Consider the following 18,466-nt stretch of genomic DNA (forward strand, 5'->3'; position numbering starts at 1 on the left):
AACATGCCCTGTTTACAAGCGCGAAGAAATGCGTTGAAAACCCCGTCGCAGATGTTCAAAGAGTTTTCCACACGTCTTCAACGTTCAAAACAAGACAGGTTTCTCGACAGTAAAACAGGTCATGAAATAGCCTCTGAGCTGGCACTTTGCAGAGTTATTCACATTTGAACACGCTTTACTACTTCAACTAGCTTTATATCTACTTATATATACATAGATAGATAGGACAAGGAGAGACACATGCGCTTCACCGTCAGCCAGTCTTCGCTCGCCAAGGCTCTCTCCGTGGTCTCGAAGGGAATCGCCTCCCACTCCACCATCCCCGTTCTTGGCGGAGTGCTCATGCGCGCCACCGGCGGCACCCTTGAGATGCAGACCTCGGACCTCGACACCTCCATCAGGCACAAGATCGCCGCCAACGTCGAGGAGGAAGGCGAGACCGTCATCTCGGGGCGCATGCTCTCCAACGTCGTCAAGAACCTTCAGGACAGTGCCGTGACCTTCGATGGGGGAGAGGGCACGATCAACATCACGTGCGACAAGAGCTCCTTCCACCTCAACACCCTCAACGCGGCCGAGTTCCCCAACTTCCCCGAGGTCGCCATGGAGCGCTCGGTCGAGCTGCCCGTGGGCGTGCTGTCCGAGATGGTCGACAAGGTCTACAAGGTGACCTCGCGCGACACGAGCCGCCCGGTGCTCTCGGGCATCCTACTCAACGTCGAGGAGAACTGCGTGCGTCTCGTGGCCACCGACTCCTACCGCCTGGTGGTCTGTGACACCAACGTCGAGACCTCCTCGCTCGACGGCACCTTCGAGATGATCATCCCGGGCACTGCCTTCCACGACGTGCTCTCCCTGCCGAGCGACAGTCCCACCGTCATCGTGGGCGCCACGACCAACCAGGTCATCTTCGTGTCGGGCAACACCACCTATGTGTCGCGCCGCATCGAGGGTACCTTCCCCAACTACAAGCAGCTGCTGCCGTCGAGCCGTCTCACCTCGATGAAGGTCAAGGTCTCCGACCTCTCGGGCGCCCTCAAGCGCGTGAGCTCCATCGCCACGTCGAACTCCTCGGTGCGCTTTGACGTTGATCCCGACGCCGCGCTCGTGACCCTCTCGTCCACCTCGCCCGACCAGGGCGACGCCCGCGAGCAGGTCAACGTCGAGGTCGAGGGCGAGGCCAACTCCATCTGCATGAACTACCGCTACGTGGGCGACTGCGTGAGCGCCCTTGCCCAGGACAGCGAGGTGACGCTCGAGCTGCAGCAGAGCATGCGCCCCGGCGTCTTCAAGAGCTACGGCAAGATCAACTACCTCTACCTGCTCATGCCCGTGCGGATGTAGCCCGTGTCGCTCACCGTCTCGTCCATATCGTTCAGGAACTACCGCAACCTCGCCGCGCTGGAGCTGCGCCCCAGCGCCGGCGTCACCGTGCTCGTGGGGCCCAATGCCGTGGGCAAGACGAACACGGTTGAGGCACTGCAGTACGTCACGAGCGGCCAGTCGTTCAGGCGCCCCTCGCCCTCCGAGCTCATCGCCCCCGACGCCGTCGAGGCGTCGGTGGCGGCTCGTCTCGAAGGCGATGGCCGCGTCATCGATGTCGAGATGCGGGTGACGCCCCAGTCGCGTAAGTTCCTGCGCAACGGCAAGCCCTGCCGTGGCGCCGACCTCGCGGGCACGCTGCTTTCGGTGCTCTTCTGCCCCGATGACCTGTCGCTCGTGAAGGGGTCGGCCTCGCGCCGCCGCGGCGAGCTCGACGCCTATGGCGCGCAGGCCAACGTGGGCTACCGCAAGGTGCTCTCGAACTACACGCGCTCGGTCGAGCAGCGAAACCGCCTGCTCAAGGATGGCTGTGACGACGCCCTGCTCGACGCCTGGGACGAATCGGTGGCGCTGGGTGGTGCCACGCTGCTCCACCACCGCCTCAACCTCTTTCGCCGTCTGTCGGGCATCGTGAGCGAGGTTTATGCCGAGGTGGCCTCGGGCGAGTCGCTCGCCTGCACTTACGTGCCAAGCGTCGAGGGCGCCGAGGCGGGCATGGGCCGAGACGACCTGCGCGACCTCATGCTTTCCCAGATGCGTGACCGCCGTGCCGACGACGTGCGCCGTGCGCAGACGCTCATCGGGCCCCACCGCGACGACGTGCTCTTTGCGATCGATGGCCGCGACGCGCGCTCCTTTGGCAGCCAGGGCCAGCAGCGCTCGGTGGCCCTGGCCTGGAAGATGGCCGAGGTGCGCCTGTGCGAGGACCTGCTGGGAGAGCGGCCGCTGCTGCTGCTCGACGACGTCATGAGCGAGCTCGACGCCTCGCGCCGCTCGTGTGTAACGCGCTTCGTCGAGGGCGGCATCCAGACGATCATCACCACGACGAACCTCTCGTACTTTGACGACGAGTTGCTCTCGAGCGTAAAGGTGGTGCCCTATGGGACAGAGCCGTAAGCGCTGGCTCGAGCGCATGGAGTACGACCCGCTCGACCCCGCCAAGCAGCACAAGCCCGAGACGGCCGCCGACCTGGTGTCGGGCTACCTCGACGCGCGCCTCGCCAGGGGCGCCAACAAGACCCTGCAGGCGCTCACCATCTGGCGAAACATCGCCGGCAAGCGCGCCTCCAAGCACACCGTGGCCGTGTGGCTGAGCGATCCCGCCGGCCCCCGCAACCTGCCTGACCTCGTGGTCTACCTCGATGGCAACGCCCTCATGGTCGACCTCTCCACCAACGCCGAGCTTTACGGCGACCGCCTGGCCCACGCAGGCCTCGAGGTGGCGCACGTGCGCTTCAAGCTCTCGCGCAAGGCCGGTCAGATTGCCCAGCAGCGCATGGCCGCGGCCGAGGGGCCCGCCGACGAGCCCCCCGAGCTGCCGGCGCTCACGCCCTACGAGCGCACCCGCATTGCCGCCGACGTCGAGAGGATTCCCGCCTCGATGCGCGAGGACGTGTCTAAGGCGATGGAAATGTCGCTGCGCCGCGCCAAGGTTGCACCCACGCAGGAAGCCAAAAGCGCCCCGCAGAATCCCTGAGAGGCGGTATCAGGCGCAAATGATGCGTTTTTGCCGCGTCGTATGTGTTGGGGATTCAGCAAATCGAGCCGATGCCCTAAACTAGGAAAGATTGACGTTTCATCCTAGGGAAAGGACGGTCGGGTGGCAAAGTCTCCCAAGAAGACGGACTACGACGGCGGCGAGATTAAGATTCTCGAGGGCCTCGAGGCCGTTCGCAAGCGTCCGGGCATGTACATCGGTTCGACCAGCGCCAGCGGTCTGCACCACCTCGTGTGGGAGATCGTGGACAACTCGGTCGATGAGGCCATGGCTGGCTACTGCACCAAGATCTCGGTGACGGTGCATGCCGACAACTCGATCACCGTCGTCGACAACGGCCGAGGCATCCCGGTCGACAAGCACCCGGTGAAGAAAATCCCGACGCTCGAGGTCGTCATGACGATCCTGCACGCCGGCGGCAAGTTCGACAACAACGCCTACAAGGTGTCCGGCGGCCTGCACGGCGTGGGCATCTCTGTCGTGAACGCCCTGTCCAAGAAGGTCGTTGTCCAGGTCAAGCGCGACGGCAACATCTACGAGATGGCCTTTGCCCGCGGCAAGACCACCGAGAAGATGAAGGTCGTGGGCAAGTCCTCCACGACGGGCACCACCGTCACCTTCTGGCCCGACGACGAGATCTTCGAGACCTGCGTCTACGACTTCGACACCCTGAACAACCGCCTCCAGGAGACGGCGTTCCTCAACAAGAACCTCAAGATCACCCTGACCGACGAGCGCGAGCTCACCCCGCGCGTCGTCGAGTTCTGCTATGCCGGCGGCATCATCGACTTCGTCAAGTTCCTCAACGAGGGCAAAGACATCCCCGACGGCCTCAAGCGCCCAATCTACATCGAGGGCAAGACCGACCCCGACACCCCCACCGAGAAGATGGGCGAGGTCGAGGTCTCGCTGCAGTGGAACACCGGCTATGGCGAGAACGTGATGTCGTTCGCCAACGACATCTATACCCCCGAGGGTGGCATGCACCTCGAGGGCTTCCGCACGGCCCTCACCCGCGTGATCAACGACTACGCGCGCAAGCAGAACATCCTTAAGGAGAAGGACGCCAACCTCACCGGCGACGACGTCCGCGAGGGCCTGTCGGCGGTCATCTCGGTCAAGCTCCCCGACCCGCAGTTCGAGGGGCAGACCAAGGCCAAGCTCGGCAGCTCCTACATGCGCACCCTCACCAACAAGGTCGTCGCCGACGGTCTGAGCGAGTACCTCGAGGAGCACCCCAAGCAGGCGCGCACGATCGTGAACAAGGCCCAGCAGGCGAGTAAGGCCCGCACCGCCGCCCGCAAAGCCCGCGAGGCCACGCGCCGCAAGAGCCTGCTCGAGACCGCGAGCCTGCCCGGCAAGCTCGCCGATTGCTCCGTCCGCGATGCCGAGCTCACCGAGCTCTTCATTGTGGAGGGCGACTCGGCAGGCGGCTCGGCCAAGGACGGCCGTCGCCGAGACATCCAGGCGATCCTGCCCCTGCGCGGCAAGATCTTGAATGTCGAGCGCGTGGGAGACCATCGCGCCTTCTCGTCCGACACGATCCAGTCGCTCATCACGGCCATCGGCACGGGCGTCACCACCGGCAACGGCGATGGCGGCGACTTCGACATCTCCAAGGCGCGTTACCACAAGATCATCATCATGACCGATGCAGACGTCGACGGCGCCCACATCCGCATCCTGCTCATGACGTTCTTCTACAAGTACATGCGCCCGCTCATCGACGCCGGCTACATCTACGCCGCGTGCCCGCCGATCTTTGGCATCAAGGTGCGCAAGAAAATCCACTACGTCTACCCCAACGGCCGCCAGCCCGAGGAGGAGATCCTGCGCGACACCATTCGCTCGCTGGGCTTCGACCCCGACGACGACGGTGACGGCAAGGACGACTCCGGCAAGCTCAAGAAAAAGAAGAAGGGCTACGACGTCCAGCGCTACAAGGGCCTGGGCGAGATGGACCCCAAGCAGCTTGCCTCGACGACCATGGACCCCAAGACCCGCATCCTGCAGCGCGTCACCATCGAAGACGCCGCCGCGGCCGACCGAGCCGTGCGCGAGCTCATGGGCAGCGAGGTTGGCTACCGCCGCGACTACATCGAGCGCCACGCCCACGACGCGCGCTTCCTCGACGCCTAGTCAGCGCCTGACATTTCGCAAGTTTGGTTTAGCAACGAGAAAGGCCAGAAGTGGCAGACGATAACAACACCCACGACGAGAACCAGCAGGCGGGCGACAACGCCAACCTGCCCGAGGATCTCCGTCGCCTGCTCGACCGGGCGAGTGCCGAGGACGAGGGCACCGACGTCTACGTTGAGTCTGACGACGACACCGAGGACGACGATGACGGCGAGCTCGAGGAGGAGTTTGGCAACGCCGGCCGCGGCACCGACACCGGTGAGGTCGACGAGCACGGTGGCGCGCTCCAGATCAAGGAGTTTGGCCACGAGATGCGCCAGAGCTTCATCGAGTACTCGATGTCGGTCATCACGGCCCGCGCCCTGCCCGATGTGCGCGACGGCCTGAAGCCGGTCCACCGCCGCATCCTGTACGCGATGAACGAGAGCGGCATCTTCCCCAACCGTCCGCACAAGAAGAGTGCGTGGACGGTCGGCGAGGTTATCGGCAAGTACCACCCGCACGGTGACTCCGCCGTCTATGACACGATGGTCCGTCTCGCGCAGTGGTTCTCCATGCGCACGCCGCTCATTGACGGCCACGGCAACTTTGGCAACATCGACGGCGACTCGGCCGCAGCAATGCGTTACACCGAGAGCCGTCTGGCCAAGCCTGCCATGGAGCTGCTCCGCGACCTGCAGAAGGACACCGTCGACTGGCAGCCCAACTACGACGAGTCGCTCTCCGAGCCCTCCGTTCTGCCTGCGCGCTTCCCCAACCTGCTGGTCAACGGTTGTAACGGCATCGCCGTGGGCATGGCCACCAACATCCCGCCGCACAACATGGGCGAGGCCATCGAGGCCACCTGTCTGCTCATCGACAACCCCGGTGCCACGACCGACGAGCTCATGCAGGTCATGCCTGGTCCCGACTTCCCGACGGGCGCCATCATCATGGGCGTCGACGGCATCCGCCAGGCCTACGAGACCGGCCGCGGCTCGCTCACCGTGCGAGCCAAGGCCCACGTCGAGACGACCAAGACCGGCCGCTCGCGCCTCGTCTTCACCGAGATGCCCTACCAGGTCAACAAGGGCACCCTGCAGGAGAAGATCGCCCAGCTCGTGAACGAGAAGCGCATTGAGGGCATCTCCGACCTGCGCGACGAGTCGAACCAGAAGGGCATCCGCCTGGTCATCGAGCTCAAGAAGGACGTCATCCCGCAGGTCGTGCTCAACAACCTGTACAAGTTCACGCAGCTCCAGACCACGTTTGGCGTCAACAACCTGGCGCTCGTCAACGGCGTGCCCAAGCTGCTGTCGCTGCGCGAGATTCTGCAGCACTACATCGACCACCAGGTCGACGTGGTGACCCGCCGCACGCGCTTTGACCTCAAGAAGGCCCAGGCCCGCGCCCACATCCTCGAGGGCTACCTCATGGCCCTCGACAACATCGACGAGGTCATTCACATCATCCGTTCGAGCCAGACCGATGCTGAGGCCAGCTCGCGCCTCGTCGAGCGCTTTGGCTTCTCGCCCGAGCAGACCCAGGCCATCCTCGAGATGCGCCTGCGCCGCCTGACTGGCCTGTCGCGCGACCAAATCCAGCAGGAGCTCGACGGCCTGCGCAAGGCCATCGCCTACTACGAGGACCTGCTCGCCAACCCCGAGAAGATCCTGGGCGTCATCAAGGACGAGATGCGTGAGATCGAGCGCAAGTTCGCCGACAAGCGCCGCACCGAGATCTCGGTCGAGGGCACCAAGGAGCTCAACGTCGAGGACCTCATCGCCGACGAGGACATGGTCATCACCGTGACGCACGCCGGCTACGTGAAGCGCACCCCGGTTGCCACCTACCGCGCGCAGAAGCGCGGCGGCAAGGGCGTCCAGGGTGTGAATCTCAAGGACGAGGACTTCGTCGAGGACCTGTTCGTGGCAAGCACGCACGACTACGTGCTGTTCTTCTCGAACAAGGGCAAGGTCTACCGCCTCAAGGTCCACGAGCTGCCGATTGGCCAGCGCACCGCCCGCGGCACCGCCATCGTGAACCTCGTGCCGTTCTCCGAGGGCGAGCACGCCACGGCCGTCATCACCTGCCGACAGTTCCCCGAGGACGAGTACCTGATGTTTGCCACGAGGAACGGCACCGTCAAGAAGACGGCCATGAGCGCCTATGACCGCACGCGCCGCGACGGCATCATCGCCATCAACCTGCGCGCCGGCGACGAAGTGGTCAACGTTCGCCGCGTCCGCGAGGGCGAGAAGGTTATCCTCGTCTCGACCGACGGCAAGGCCATCATGTTCCCCGAGAGTGATGTGCGTCCGATGGGTCGCGACACGAGCGGCGTTCGCGGTATTACCCTCAAGGGCGACGCCAAGATGCTGGGCATGGAGATCACCAACGGCAACGGCGACCTGTTTGTCATCACCGAGAAGGGCTTTGGCAAGCGCACCCCGGTTGCCGAGTATCCCGAGCACAAGCGTGGCGGCCAGGGTGTCTTCACCATCACGATGACCGCCAAGAAGGGCCAGCTCGCGGCCTGCCGCGTCGTGGGTCCGCAGCATGAGCTCATGATCGTGAGCAGTGACGGTGTCGTCATTCGCGTGAGGGCCAACGACATCTCCAAGCTCGGCCGCTCCACGCAGGGCGTCAAGGTCATGAACGTGAGCGACACCGACACGGTCTGCGCGCTCGCTCGCATGGTGGCCGCCAAGAAGGCCGCGAAGGTCGACCCGAACCAAACCACGCTCGACCTGGCCGCGGCAGGTGCCTCGAGCGAGGAGGACCCGGTCGACATCGGTGGTGACGAGGAGATGGACGAGAGCCTCATCGACGAGTAGCCGCCGCAGGCAAGCCAGCCTTGAGGAGTGCCTCCCGGAACAATTCTGGGAGGCACTCCTTTTGTTCTGTCGTTCGTGCGGCGAGTAGGGCGAGCAAAGCAGGCGGCCCCGCACCGTCTAGGTGCGAGGCCGCCTGCTTGTGTGACCGCCTGCGCTAGTTTTGGCGAGGCGCCTTGAAGTCGTCGGGGGAGAGGCCCTCGACAAAGTCATGGAACTTGGCCTCCTCGCGGGAGCGCTCGTCCTTTTCGATGGCGTCGAAGTCGGGCGAGCCGGCACATTCGAGCACCTCGCGGGAGGCGAAGATGGGTTCGTCGCAGGTGATGGCCAAGGCCACGGCGTCGGAGGGGCGGGCATCGATGTGATGGTGCTCGCCCGTGGCGTTCACGACGTCGAGCGTGGCAAAGAACGTGGCGCCCTCGACGCGCTCGATCGTGACGCCCGCAAGGCTTGCGCCCAGCACCTCGAGCGTGGCTGCGAGCAGCATGTGCGTGGTGGGCCGCTTGATGTCATCGGAATCGATGGCCCGCGCGACGTTGGCGGCGTCGGCGGTGCCAACGCCGATGGGTAGCGTGATCTCGGTGCCAACGGCCGCGAGGTCTGCCGGATCGCTGAGATTCTCTACGTCTGAATCGTCGCTAATGGGGGCTGGCTTCAGGATGATAGCCGACGGAATGGGACCACCGCCCACGATGAGGTTCTTGAGCGTCATCTCGACCATGTCCTGCGCCTCCTTTGCGTGTCTGCCCGAATGGGGCGAAGGGGCTATCCCCCCGTCTTATTCGGGCTAATTCCTGCTTATCGGTAGGGGGTTATCCTACCCCTCTTTGGCTCTGTAGGAAAAATCGAAAATTTTTTCCAAAAAGCGGTTGCGCTTCCGAATCAGCCTGTTGTATTATAGCCAAGCGCGATGGCGAACACACCAATCGCACGTGGGCCCGTAGCTCAGTTGGTCAGAGCGTCCGGCTGATAACCGGGAGGTCACAAGTTCGAACCTTGTCGGGCCCACCACCTTTTCGCCAATAAACGCCCCAGCGTGAGCCGAGTCGCCGCTGGGGCGTTTATTACTAAAAGGGGACGTAGCTCAGTTGGGAGAGCGCGGGCTTTGCAAGCCTGAGGTCGTGGGTTCGATCCCCATCGTCTCCACCAGACTGGATTGCCGGGGGTTTCGCTCCGGCTTTTTTGTTTTCAAATTTTCTTACCAGGCCCCCTTCAGTTACAGTGAGGTATAACGGCAATTGGACGCCCGCGAGGCGCTGGTGCGCTGTAGCCGCGTTGTCAGCCTGAACCCGCCCTCGTCCCGCGCCACCCGATTAGTTTGGGACAACTGTTGCGTTTTACTGTCTCCCGATGCAAATGCTATGGGAGAAAGGCGAAAAGAGAAGAGGGGGGTCCAGGATGAGCGAGGCCAGCAAATCCCGCCGCACTGGCTTTCCTTATGCCGCTTCCTGGCCCCTCTTGATTGAGACGGCGGCCTTTGCGCTCTACTTCTTCACCTGGAAGCTCTGTATGGCCGTGACGCTTGCCCGTGCGCCTCGTTTGGCGGAGGTTGGCGTCCTTGGTTCTGCATATGCGCTCCTGCTGGCTTTCACGGGCCTTGGCTATGTCCTGTTCTGGGTTGCCCGCTCCTATCTGCCTAGCTCAAAAGAGAAGAAGAGCTTAGCGGCGGTCGTCCTCGCGCTCTGTTTCGTCGGCTCCATCGTGATGATGACCACCCAACGCATCGAGATCCTTCTCGTTGCGAGTTGCGTGACGGTTCTTGCGCTCGGCTACACCGGCAGCGGTATTCACTACGGATTTAGCCTGGTGTCTTATGGCAGCGAATTCTCCGGCAGGGCCCTCGGAATTGGGATGGGTGCGTCTTCCCTGCTTCAATATGTTGTAGAGGCGATGGGGCTGACACCCGTTGTGTTTGTCATATGCGTGGTCTTGAGTTTGCTCACCATCATGTGGTTCGCCACGCGCCCCGCCAAGAGGTGGCGGGGCGATCAGGACTCCGCCGCGAAGCAGGCTCCCACCGTGGGGAGGAGCCCTATCACCATCCTCGTGATCGCCGCGGTTGCCATGACCCTCGATTATGGTCTTCTCGATAGCGTTCTCGTCTGGAAGTATGCGAGTGGCGAGATCGTCACTGCGGGTCTGTCTAAGATCATCAATGCGCTGTCCCTCCCGCTTGTGGGTGCGCTCTTTGACCTAAAGAAGGGTAATCTCAGGTCCCTCATCACGGTGTGCGCGATGTTTCTCGTCGCTGTGGCAACGCCCGCCGCCGCGGAGGACGAGTGGGCGGGTGTGGCCACCGTCATGGCGGGGGTCTACGGTGCCTTCTACGTCATGTATCTCAGTGCGACCTTCATGAGAATCGCGCCGGATACGTCGCGCCCGGAGGTCATCGCGAGCGTGGGTAGAGTCGTCAGCTGCTTCATGGGCGCCGTTGGTGCGTTGTTCGCGCGGGCTTTCTTCGAGTCGTGTGGCGTGGTGGCGACGGTGGGCGTGTCGTGCCTGCTTTCGATTATCTGCCTTCTGGTCCTTCTTCGTGACATTGCCTGGGGCGTCACGAAGGGCCTGGGGGGGGGAGGATGGCGCGGCGTTTGGCGGTGGCCTTCCGCGGCCTTCCGGCTCGTCTCGCGAGGAGGCTCTCGATACTTATATTGAGAAGCTCGGCCTTACCGCCCGAGAGGCGGAGGTGTGTGGTCTTCTCCTTTCCACAGACCTTGGCGTTCAGGAGATAGCCGACGAGATTTTCATCTCTCGGCGCGTCGCTCAGCGACACATCGCCGCCATTTATGAGAAGGCGGAAGTGACAACGCGACTTGGTCTCTATCGCGATTTTGTCGCCTGGTTTGACGAGGGTGCCAACTAATCTACCTGCGGGTATCTAAAGTTGGCACATGTGTGACCTATCAGTTTGGCTTCAGCTCCCTGACGATAAGCTCGGTTAGCTGGCTTTCGCTGGAGGAGGTCACCATGAAGCGTCTGAGGCTTTTGTTGTTGTTTGTCGCACTTCTCGTATTGGCTCCGACGACGGCGCTTGCTGCGACGGTGGGTGCCACGACGTTGGCAGACCCCTCCTCCGCGTCGACATGGCGCGACTGGGGCCTCGATAACTCGACGGAGAACGTCGGCCGCATCTGGACGGACAAGACCGTCTCCGACGGCGATATCGAGCTCACGGGCGCCGGCGGAACCATGAGGATTCAGAAGGGCGACTCGGACTTCCTGACCGCCCTCTCCGCCATCTCCTCGACCTCGAACCTGACGACGACGTCGACCACGCCGCTCGACATCGTCCTCGTCCTTGATGCCTCTGGTTCGATGAATGAGAAGATGAGTGGTGGAGGGACGAAGATCGCCGCCCTGAAGGCTGCCGCGAATGCCTTCGTCGACGAGATCGCAAAGGCAAACGAGGGAATCGACGACCCGGAGCTGCAGCACCGGGTTTCCATCGTGAAGTTCGCCAGTGACACTACCGACCGCGTAGGCAATAACTTTACCTGGGACGGCTACAACTACAGCCAGCGCATGATTGGCCTCACGCCGTGTACGCAGGATGGCAAGGGCGCCATCAGCTCGCAGATCAACGCGCTCGATCCTGCCGGCGCCACGCGTGCCGACTATGGCATGAACCATGCGCAGAAGGCGCTGAACGATGCCCGCCCCGGCGCAAAGAAGGTTGTCGTGTTCTTCACTGACGGCACGCCCACCAAGCACAGTGACTTCGACTCGAACGTCGCCAACTCTGCCGTCAGCACTGCCAAGGCGCTGAAGGACGGCGGCGCGACCGTCTACACCGTTGGCATCCAGAATGGCGCGAACCCCTCTGCTGACCCCACCACCTCGGGAACCTCCAAGGAGAATCGCTTCCTGCACGCCGTTTCCAGCAACTACCCCTCCGCGACCGCTTACAACAAGCTCGGCGCGCGTGCGGAAGACTCCGACTTCTACAAGACGGCGACGAGCGCCGCCGGCCTCAAGGACGTATTCAGCGGCATTTCCCAGGACATCGCGAAGGCCGCCGGCCACCCGACGGACGTGGTCGAGGGTGCCGAGGATACGTCTGGTTACGTTACGTTTACCGACCAGCTCGGCGACTACATGAAGGTCGATAGCTTCGAGAGCATCGTGTTCGCCAAGCAGGTCTTCTCCAATCCGACCGTCTCCACCTCCGGCAACGTCGACACCTACACGTTCCATGGCACGGCCGGTAACGTCCTGTACCCCACTGGTAACCTTGATTCTGTGCTCATTCGCGTCGAGCGCTCTGACGACGCCCGCACGGGCGACAAGGTGACCGTCTCAATCCCGGCCTCCCTCATCCCCCTTCGCCACTTCAATGTCGACGAGGACGCGGGCACGGGAGACGTGACGTTGACGTTCCCCATTCGCGTGTTCTATAACTCAAGCCTCAAGAAAGAGGCCGTCGAGCTGCTCGCGAACCCCGACGATGACATGACGGACTACATTGCCTCCCACACGGATTCCGAGGGTAAGGTCTACTTCCTCGCGAACGAATACACCGGTGGAGAGAGCGGTAACACGACCGCCTCGTTCACTCCGGCGACGGGCAACGGCTACTACTTCATCACCGAGGACACGCCCCTGTATCTCGATGCCGAGTGCACCCAGCGCGCCCGCGGGCCGCTGAGCGCCTCAACGACCTATTACTACAGCCACTCTTGGTACGAGCTTGAGGGTGGCTCGGCAACGAGGGGCTCGAGCGTTGTCTCCTTCCCCGGCAGCGTTGTCGAGGGAATCACGGGCGGCATCACGACCGATGAGTCCGGCTACCTCATTATGAGGAAGGGCTCGCGTCAGCTCACCCGTATCAACGAGCTTCACACCGCCAAGGGCAGTAACCCCACCGCCACTGCCTCCACGATCATCGACCCGAGGTGGAGTGGCAAGACGATCAACGTCCTCCTCGGCAACAATGGCCGGATCTCGCTCGAGCAGCCCTCCACGCTCGCGATTTCCAAGAAGGTCGTCACTCCCGACGGCTTTGACGAGAGCTACTACAACAACCTCGACTTCGCGTTCGACATCTTGATTCCCGAAGCGGCCGGTAAGACGTTCAAGGCCGTCGTCAAGGGAACCGACGGCAAGGTTCACGGCGACGAGTCCTGGGACCTCACGCTCGACGCGACCGGCCATGCCGAGCACACGCTCAAGCACGGCGAGACTCTCTACGTGTACGGCATCCCTTCCGGCACGGCCTACTCCGTGGCCGAGCGCGCCCTTGACGGCTTCGAGACCACGCCCTCCGCCCTGCGCGAGGGTGTGACCGAGGCTGGCCTCGAGGCGAAGGCGGACTTCACGAACACGTATTCCGCGACCAGCACGCTCTCCGGGCGCGATGCTCTTCTTGGCGAGAAGGTGCTCGACGGCCGCGACTGGTTCGCCAGCGACAGCTTCACATTCATTCTCCAGGGTCTCGACGGTGCCCCCATGCCTGAGGGTTCCGAGGGAGACATCTATAGGCTGGCGGTCACGAGCCCCGAGGGCACGCCCTCTGGCACTCCCGTCGCCTTCAACTTCGGTGACATCGCCTACGAGAAGCCCGGCACCTATGTCTACCAGGTCTACGAGCCTGCCGAGGAAGCCGGGACGACTGGCGTCACGACGTCCCTCTCCCTCTACACCGTGACCGTGACGGTCACGGACAACCACGACGGCACGCTCGCGGTTTCCTCCGAGATCACGCGCGTCCACGACGACCTTGGCTCCGACGTGGCTCCCGAGGCCGCGGCCGCAAACGTCGCCTCCTTCGTGAACGTCTTCGACGCCACCTCGCAGGACTGGACGCCCGTCGCCATGAAGAAGCTGAACGACGCCTCTGGCGCGCTGCCTCTCCAGGCCGGCATGTTCGAGTTCACCCTGACGCCTGTCGGCGATGCTCCCATGCCTGGCGACGCGACCGAGATTGTCGGCCACAACAACGCCCATGGAGCCGTCGTCTTCAACGCCATCACCTTCACGGGCGAGGACGTGGGCAAGACCTACCAGTACAAGATCACCGAGAAGACTCCCGATGGTGCTCGTCCCGGCATGACGTATGACGGTACGGTTTGGATTGCGACCGTGACCGTGAGCCATGAGACGGTTGACGGCAAGAACATCGTCAAGGTCAGCGCGTCCTATGCCCGCGACGGGGAGAGCGAAAAGGTCGAGGAGATCACGTTCGAGAACTCCTATAAGCCGACGTCTCTCACCGAGACCGGATTCATCAAGGGTGAGAAGCGCCTCGTTGGCCGTGACATGCTCGACACGGACGACTTCAAGTTCTCCATGAGGCTCGTCTCTGGCCCCGAGAACGGCGTCGCCTCCAAGATGAACCTCGATTACGAGACCAATGGAAACGTGGTCAGCTTCGAGTCCGGCGAGATGACCTTCAGCAAGCCTGGCGAGTACACCTTCGATATTCGCGAGCTCTCTCCCGACACCGATAGCGCGGGTATCACGTGGGACCGCCACGTCACTACCGCAACCGTCACTATCGTTGACGACAACGGCAAGCTCGTCCTTGGGGACGTCTCCTACGACAACACGACCTCTGCGATCGATGCTGACAAGGCCGTTACCGACCACGCGGCCTTTACGAACGTCTACGCGCCCACCGAGGTTGCCTACTATCCCGGTCTTACTGTGAGCAAGGTTCTCGCCGGCCGCTCTATGGATATGGGTATGTTCTCCTTCAGCATCACGGGCAAGGATGCCACCGCCGAGAACGGAACCACCGCGGCGACGGCCGACGAAGCAAATGCCTTGCTCGCCGATTCCGACAAGAGCTTCACGAACACTCAGAGGCGCGCGAGTGGCATCGCCGAGGATATGGCGAAGCTGTCTGACGTGGTCTTTACTGCGGAGAACGCCAACAAGACCTACGCGTTTGACGTGGCGGAGGTCATCCCCAGCGACGCCGACAAGCTCCCTGGCGTCACCTATGACGAGCGCGTGCGCGAACTCGTCATCTCCGTCGTCGACAACCTCGATGGCACCATGACGGTTACGACGAAGATCGACGGCCAGGTTGTGGATGACGACAACCGCAAGATTCTGTTCGAGAACACCTACAAGGCGGCGGACGCCAACTTCGCCACGGCCGACCTCGGCCTGACGAAGGTGCTCGAGGGCGTTGACGCCTGGCGTGAGAACGACCACTTCGCCTTCCTGCTCGAGGGCGTCGACGGTGCTCCTGTCCCCATGGGTGACGACGGCGCTCCCTCCACGAGGGTCGTCCTCGGTCCCGATGACGTTGTCGACGGCGCGGCGAAGATTGACTTTGGCTCCATTGTGTATACGCAGCCTGGCCAGTACGAGTACAGGGTCACCGAGGAGCGCGGAAGCGCCGGTGGCATGAGCTACAGCGACAACGTCGCCGCCTTCCGCGTCACCGTGCGAGACAACACGGACACTGGCAAGCTCGAGGCGACCGTCAGGCTCGTCTCCGGTGACAGGGAGTTCGTCAACACGTATGACTCCAGCATCCCGACCGATCAGCTCGTGAACCCGCACTTCTCCAAGATTCTTAAGGGCCGCGATTGGCAGGATGGCGACGAGTTCAGCTTCACGATTAGTGCCAAGACCGACGGTGCGCCCCTCCCCGTTGATGCCAACGGCAAGGAAGTCACCACCGTGTCCGTCCACAACAAGAGCGAGGCCGATGACTTCACGTTCGGCACCATCCCGTTCACCTATGACATGGTGCGTGAGGGTCCCCGCACGTTCGAATACGAGGTCCGCGAGAATGCCTCCGGCATCCCCGGAATCTCCGATGACACCCACGTCGCGACCGTGACCGTGAAGGTCTCCGACGAGGGCAACGGCACGATGAGCGCTGTCGTGACGAACGAGAACAACGTCTTCACGAACACGTATCGCTCGCAGCTTGACTACACCGCGGCTGGCGGACTGAGCGTTACGAAGAGGATGAGCGGCCGCGCGCTGACCGCGGGCGAGTTCGGGTTCGACGTCGTCGCCACGGGCGACGGTGACAAGCTCGGCATTGCCGGGCACCACACCAACGCCGAGGCGCCTGCCGGCGAAGAGGCGCTCGTGGTGAACTCCTCCTCCGCCACGTTCACCCAGGAAGACGTGGGTAAGACCTACTCCTACACTATCACCGAGGCGAACGGCGGCCTTGGCGGCGTCGCCTATGACGCCACGACCTACTACGTCACCATCACCACGGCCGACGATCCCGCCACGGCTACCCTTACGGTGACGACCAACGTCACGAGCACGTCCGGAGCCGATGAGACGTACGTCTATGTCGCTGGGTCTGACGCGGCCGCGGCGGCGAAGGTCACCTTCGAGAACTCCTACGCCGCCGCCGGCGAGACGACGCCTATCGTGGGCACGAAGTCCATGACGAACGGTCTCATGTTCGACGGCGACTTCACCTTCCGCCTCGCCTATGGCGCGGGTAACCACGAGGTCGTCTCCGTCGCAAGGAACGCTTCCGGCCAAGTGAACTTCGGCTCCCTGTCCTACGACAGCAACAAGCTCGCCAGCCTCGTTGCTGACGGCCTTGCCACCCGCACCGGAAACACCTGGACCATCCCGTATGTCGCCTATGAGGTGACCGACGGCCTGGGTGACCGCGGCGTGACGCCTACGGCGGCGAACTTCCGTCTTACCGTGGATGTTACAGACAACGGCAACGGAAAGCTGAACTGCACGGTCAACCTCCCCGATGGCGGACTTGCGTTCCTCAACACGTACGCAACGGGAGACCCCGTTTCTATCGGACTCGCGGGTACCAAGAGCCTGAGCGTCCCCGATGGCCTTGAGGGCGCCGACATCGCCGGCAAGTTCACGTTCACCGTGGAGGGTGAGGCCGGTGCGCCCGTGCCCGAGCGCACCAACACGACGAACGACGCGAACGGTAACGTCGACTTTGGTTCGATCACGTTCACGCTCGACGACCTCCTGAGGGCCCTGGGCGAGGCTCGGGATGCCGCGGACGAGGCTGGCGAGACGCAGGACGCCGCGGCGGCGAACGCCCTTGAGGCCACGCCTGACGTACAGGCTGGAGAGCCTGTTGTAGCCGCGGGGAACTCCGGCGACGGAACCGAGCCCGAAGGCGCTGCTACCGAGGCGGCCCCTGAGGCCCAGGAAGAGGCTCCTGCCGCGCCCGACGCAAGCACGCCCTCTCCTTCTGCCGAGGAAACCGGCATGGCTCCCATTGCCGAGGTCGAGGCCATCCCCAACCACGACGCCCAGGCCGAAGTCACCACCACGGCGTCCTGGCGCGGCGCCCGCAGGCTGATGCGTGTCGTCTCCGACACGCCCGAGACGGATGGCGCCACGGCCGAGAATGACGCCACGCCCATCCGCGAGCGCTCCCACACCTACCGCTACGTCATCACCGAGAGCGGATCTGCGGCGGGCGTCACGAACGACGCCCAGTCCACGCGCGTCGTCTACATCAGGGTTACGGATGACGGCCACGGCAAGCTCACGGTCGCCCATGTCGACGCGAACGGCAACGAGCTCTCCGGCCCCGCGTTCGCCTTCACGAACTCCTATAACGTCAAGCCCACCACCTCGAGCGTCACTGATCAGATCAACGTTCACAAGACGCTGGCCGGCCGCGACCTTGCGGCAGGGGAGTTCACGTTCGAGCTCCTCGAGGACGGCAGTGTCGTCGCCACTGGCACGAACGATGCCTCTGGCAACGTGGCGCTGAGCGGCATCGAGTACGGACGTCCCGGCGTCCACCACTACACGATCCGCGAGCGCGGTCACGGAACCGTCGAGAGCGGCGTTACGTTCAGCGACGCCTCCTACCACGTGACGACGACCGTCGTGGATAAGGGCGACGGCACCCTCGGCGTCACGCACGAGCTCAAGGACGCCCGCGAGGCGGAGTTCGTCAACGCCTACGAGGCCAGTCCCACGAAGCTTGCTCTGACCGCGACCAAGGTTCTCGAGGGAGCGGATCTCAAGGCTGGGCAGTTCACCTTCAAGCTCTCTGGTGGCGGCGTTGAGGTCACCGCGAAGAACGACGCGAACGGCCAGGTCAGGTTCGAGGAGCTCTCGTTCACCCGAGCCGGTACCTACACGTTCACCATCACCGAGGTGAACGACGGCCAGCAGCACGTCACCTATGACGAGACGGCCCGCAAGGTCACCGTCACCGTCACCGATGACGGCAAGGGCAACCTCATCGCAAGCGTCAACCAGGATGAGGCAGGTGCTTGCGTGTTCCGCAACACGTACACCAAGCCCGTGGAGCCCGCAAAGCCCACGACGCCCATCACGCCCACGAAGTTCATTCCCCAGACGGGCGACCCCATCGAGTCCGCGCCCATCATCGTCAGCGCCGTTCTCGGCATTGCGTTCCTCGGCATCGCCCTCGTCGTGAGCAAGAGAGGCAAGCGGGGCTAGCGATTAGGGAAACCAAGCCGACGGGCGTGCCGGTGAGGGATAAGCCCCCTGCCAAGCGGGGAGTTGTCAATCTCCTCCCTTCTACTCC

9 protein-coding genes and 2 tRNA genes are annotated in these 18,466 nt (G+C 63.2%); 10 read left to right on the plus strand and 1 reads right to left on the minus strand.

Features of this window, described 5'->3' with window-relative positions; genetic code table 11:
- Window positions 1-240: 240 nt before the first annotated feature.
- The 5 genes from dnaN to gyrA all read left to right on the plus strand — a co-directional run bounded on the left by dnaN (window position 241) and on the right by gyrA (window position 7,995).
- The gene (gene dnaN / locus Q3866_RS00170) at window positions 241-1,344 is read left to right on the plus strand and encodes a DNA polymerase III subunit beta (protein ID WP_301828717.1); all 1,104 of its coding nucleotides are present in this window, start codon (window positions 241-243) and stop codon (window positions 1,342-1,344) included.
- 3 nt (window positions 1,345-1,347) lie between these two features.
- Window positions 1,348-2,439: a DNA replication/repair protein RecF gene (locus tag Q3866_RS00175; protein ID WP_301828719.1), complete on the plus strand. Its 1,092-nt coding sequence runs from the start codon at window positions 1,348-1,350 to the stop codon at window positions 2,437-2,439.
- Window positions 2,423-3,019, plus strand: a complete 597-nt coding sequence (locus Q3866_RS00180; protein WP_301828720.1) for a hypothetical protein — start codon at window positions 2,423-2,425, stop codon at window positions 3,017-3,019. The genes Q3866_RS00175 and Q3866_RS00180 overlap by 17 nt, the downstream gene beginning before the upstream one ends.
- Window positions 3,020-3,142: 123 nt before the next feature.
- Complete coding sequence (gyrB, locus tag Q3866_RS00185) at window positions 3,143-5,179, plus strand: DNA topoisomerase (ATP-hydrolyzing) subunit B (RefSeq protein WP_293673045.1); 2,037 nt, start codon at window positions 3,143-3,145, stop codon at window positions 5,177-5,179.
- 50 nt (window positions 5,180-5,229) lie between these two features.
- Window positions 5,230-7,995: a DNA gyrase subunit A gene (gene gyrA / locus Q3866_RS00190; protein ID WP_301828723.1), complete on the plus strand. Its 2,766-nt coding sequence runs from the start codon at window positions 5,230-5,232 to the stop codon at window positions 7,993-7,995.
- 154 nt (window positions 7,996-8,149) lie between these two features.
- On the opposite strand, the gene Q3866_RS00195 is transcribed toward gyrA, so the two are convergent.
- Window positions 8,150-8,713, minus strand: a complete 564-nt coding sequence (locus Q3866_RS00195; protein ID WP_301828725.1) for a bifunctional nuclease family protein — start codon at window positions 8,711-8,713, stop codon at window positions 8,150-8,152.
- A gap of 213 nt (window positions 8,714-8,926) precedes the next feature.
- Here Q3866_RS00195 and Q3866_RS00200 point away from each other — a divergent pair.
- The 5 genes from Q3866_RS00200 to Q3866_RS00215 all read left to right on the plus strand — a co-directional run bounded on the left by Q3866_RS00200 (window position 8,927) and on the right by Q3866_RS00215 (window position 18,378).
- Window positions 8,927-9,003, plus strand: a tRNA-Ile gene (locus Q3866_RS00200).
- Window positions 9,004-9,065: 62 nt separating this feature from the next.
- Window positions 9,066-9,141 (plus strand) — tRNA-Ala (locus Q3866_RS00205).
- 249 nt (window positions 9,142-9,390) lie between these two features.
- Entirely contained in the window at window positions 9,391-10,644 is a 1,254-nt protein-coding gene (locus Q3866_RS00210) for a hypothetical protein (protein ID WP_301828726.1), read from the plus strand.
- Window positions 10,526-10,852: a LuxR C-terminal-related transcriptional regulator gene (locus Q3866_RS07785; protein ID WP_367881358.1), complete on the plus strand. Its 327-nt coding sequence runs from the start codon at window positions 10,526-10,528 to the stop codon at window positions 10,850-10,852. The genes Q3866_RS00210 and Q3866_RS07785 overlap by 119 nt, the downstream gene beginning before the upstream one ends.
- Before the next feature lie 104 nt (window positions 10,853-10,956).
- The gene (locus tag Q3866_RS00215) at window positions 10,957-18,378 is read left to right on the plus strand and encodes an FctA domain-containing protein (protein ID WP_301828727.1); all 7,422 of its coding nucleotides are present in this window, start codon (window positions 10,957-10,959) and stop codon (window positions 18,376-18,378) included.
- The last annotated feature ends 88 nt before the right edge of the window (window positions 18,379-18,466 follow it).

Source organism: uncultured Parolsenella sp., assembly GCF_958346945.1.
GTDB lineage: Bacteria > Actinomycetota > Coriobacteriia > Coriobacteriales > Atopobiaceae > Parolsenella.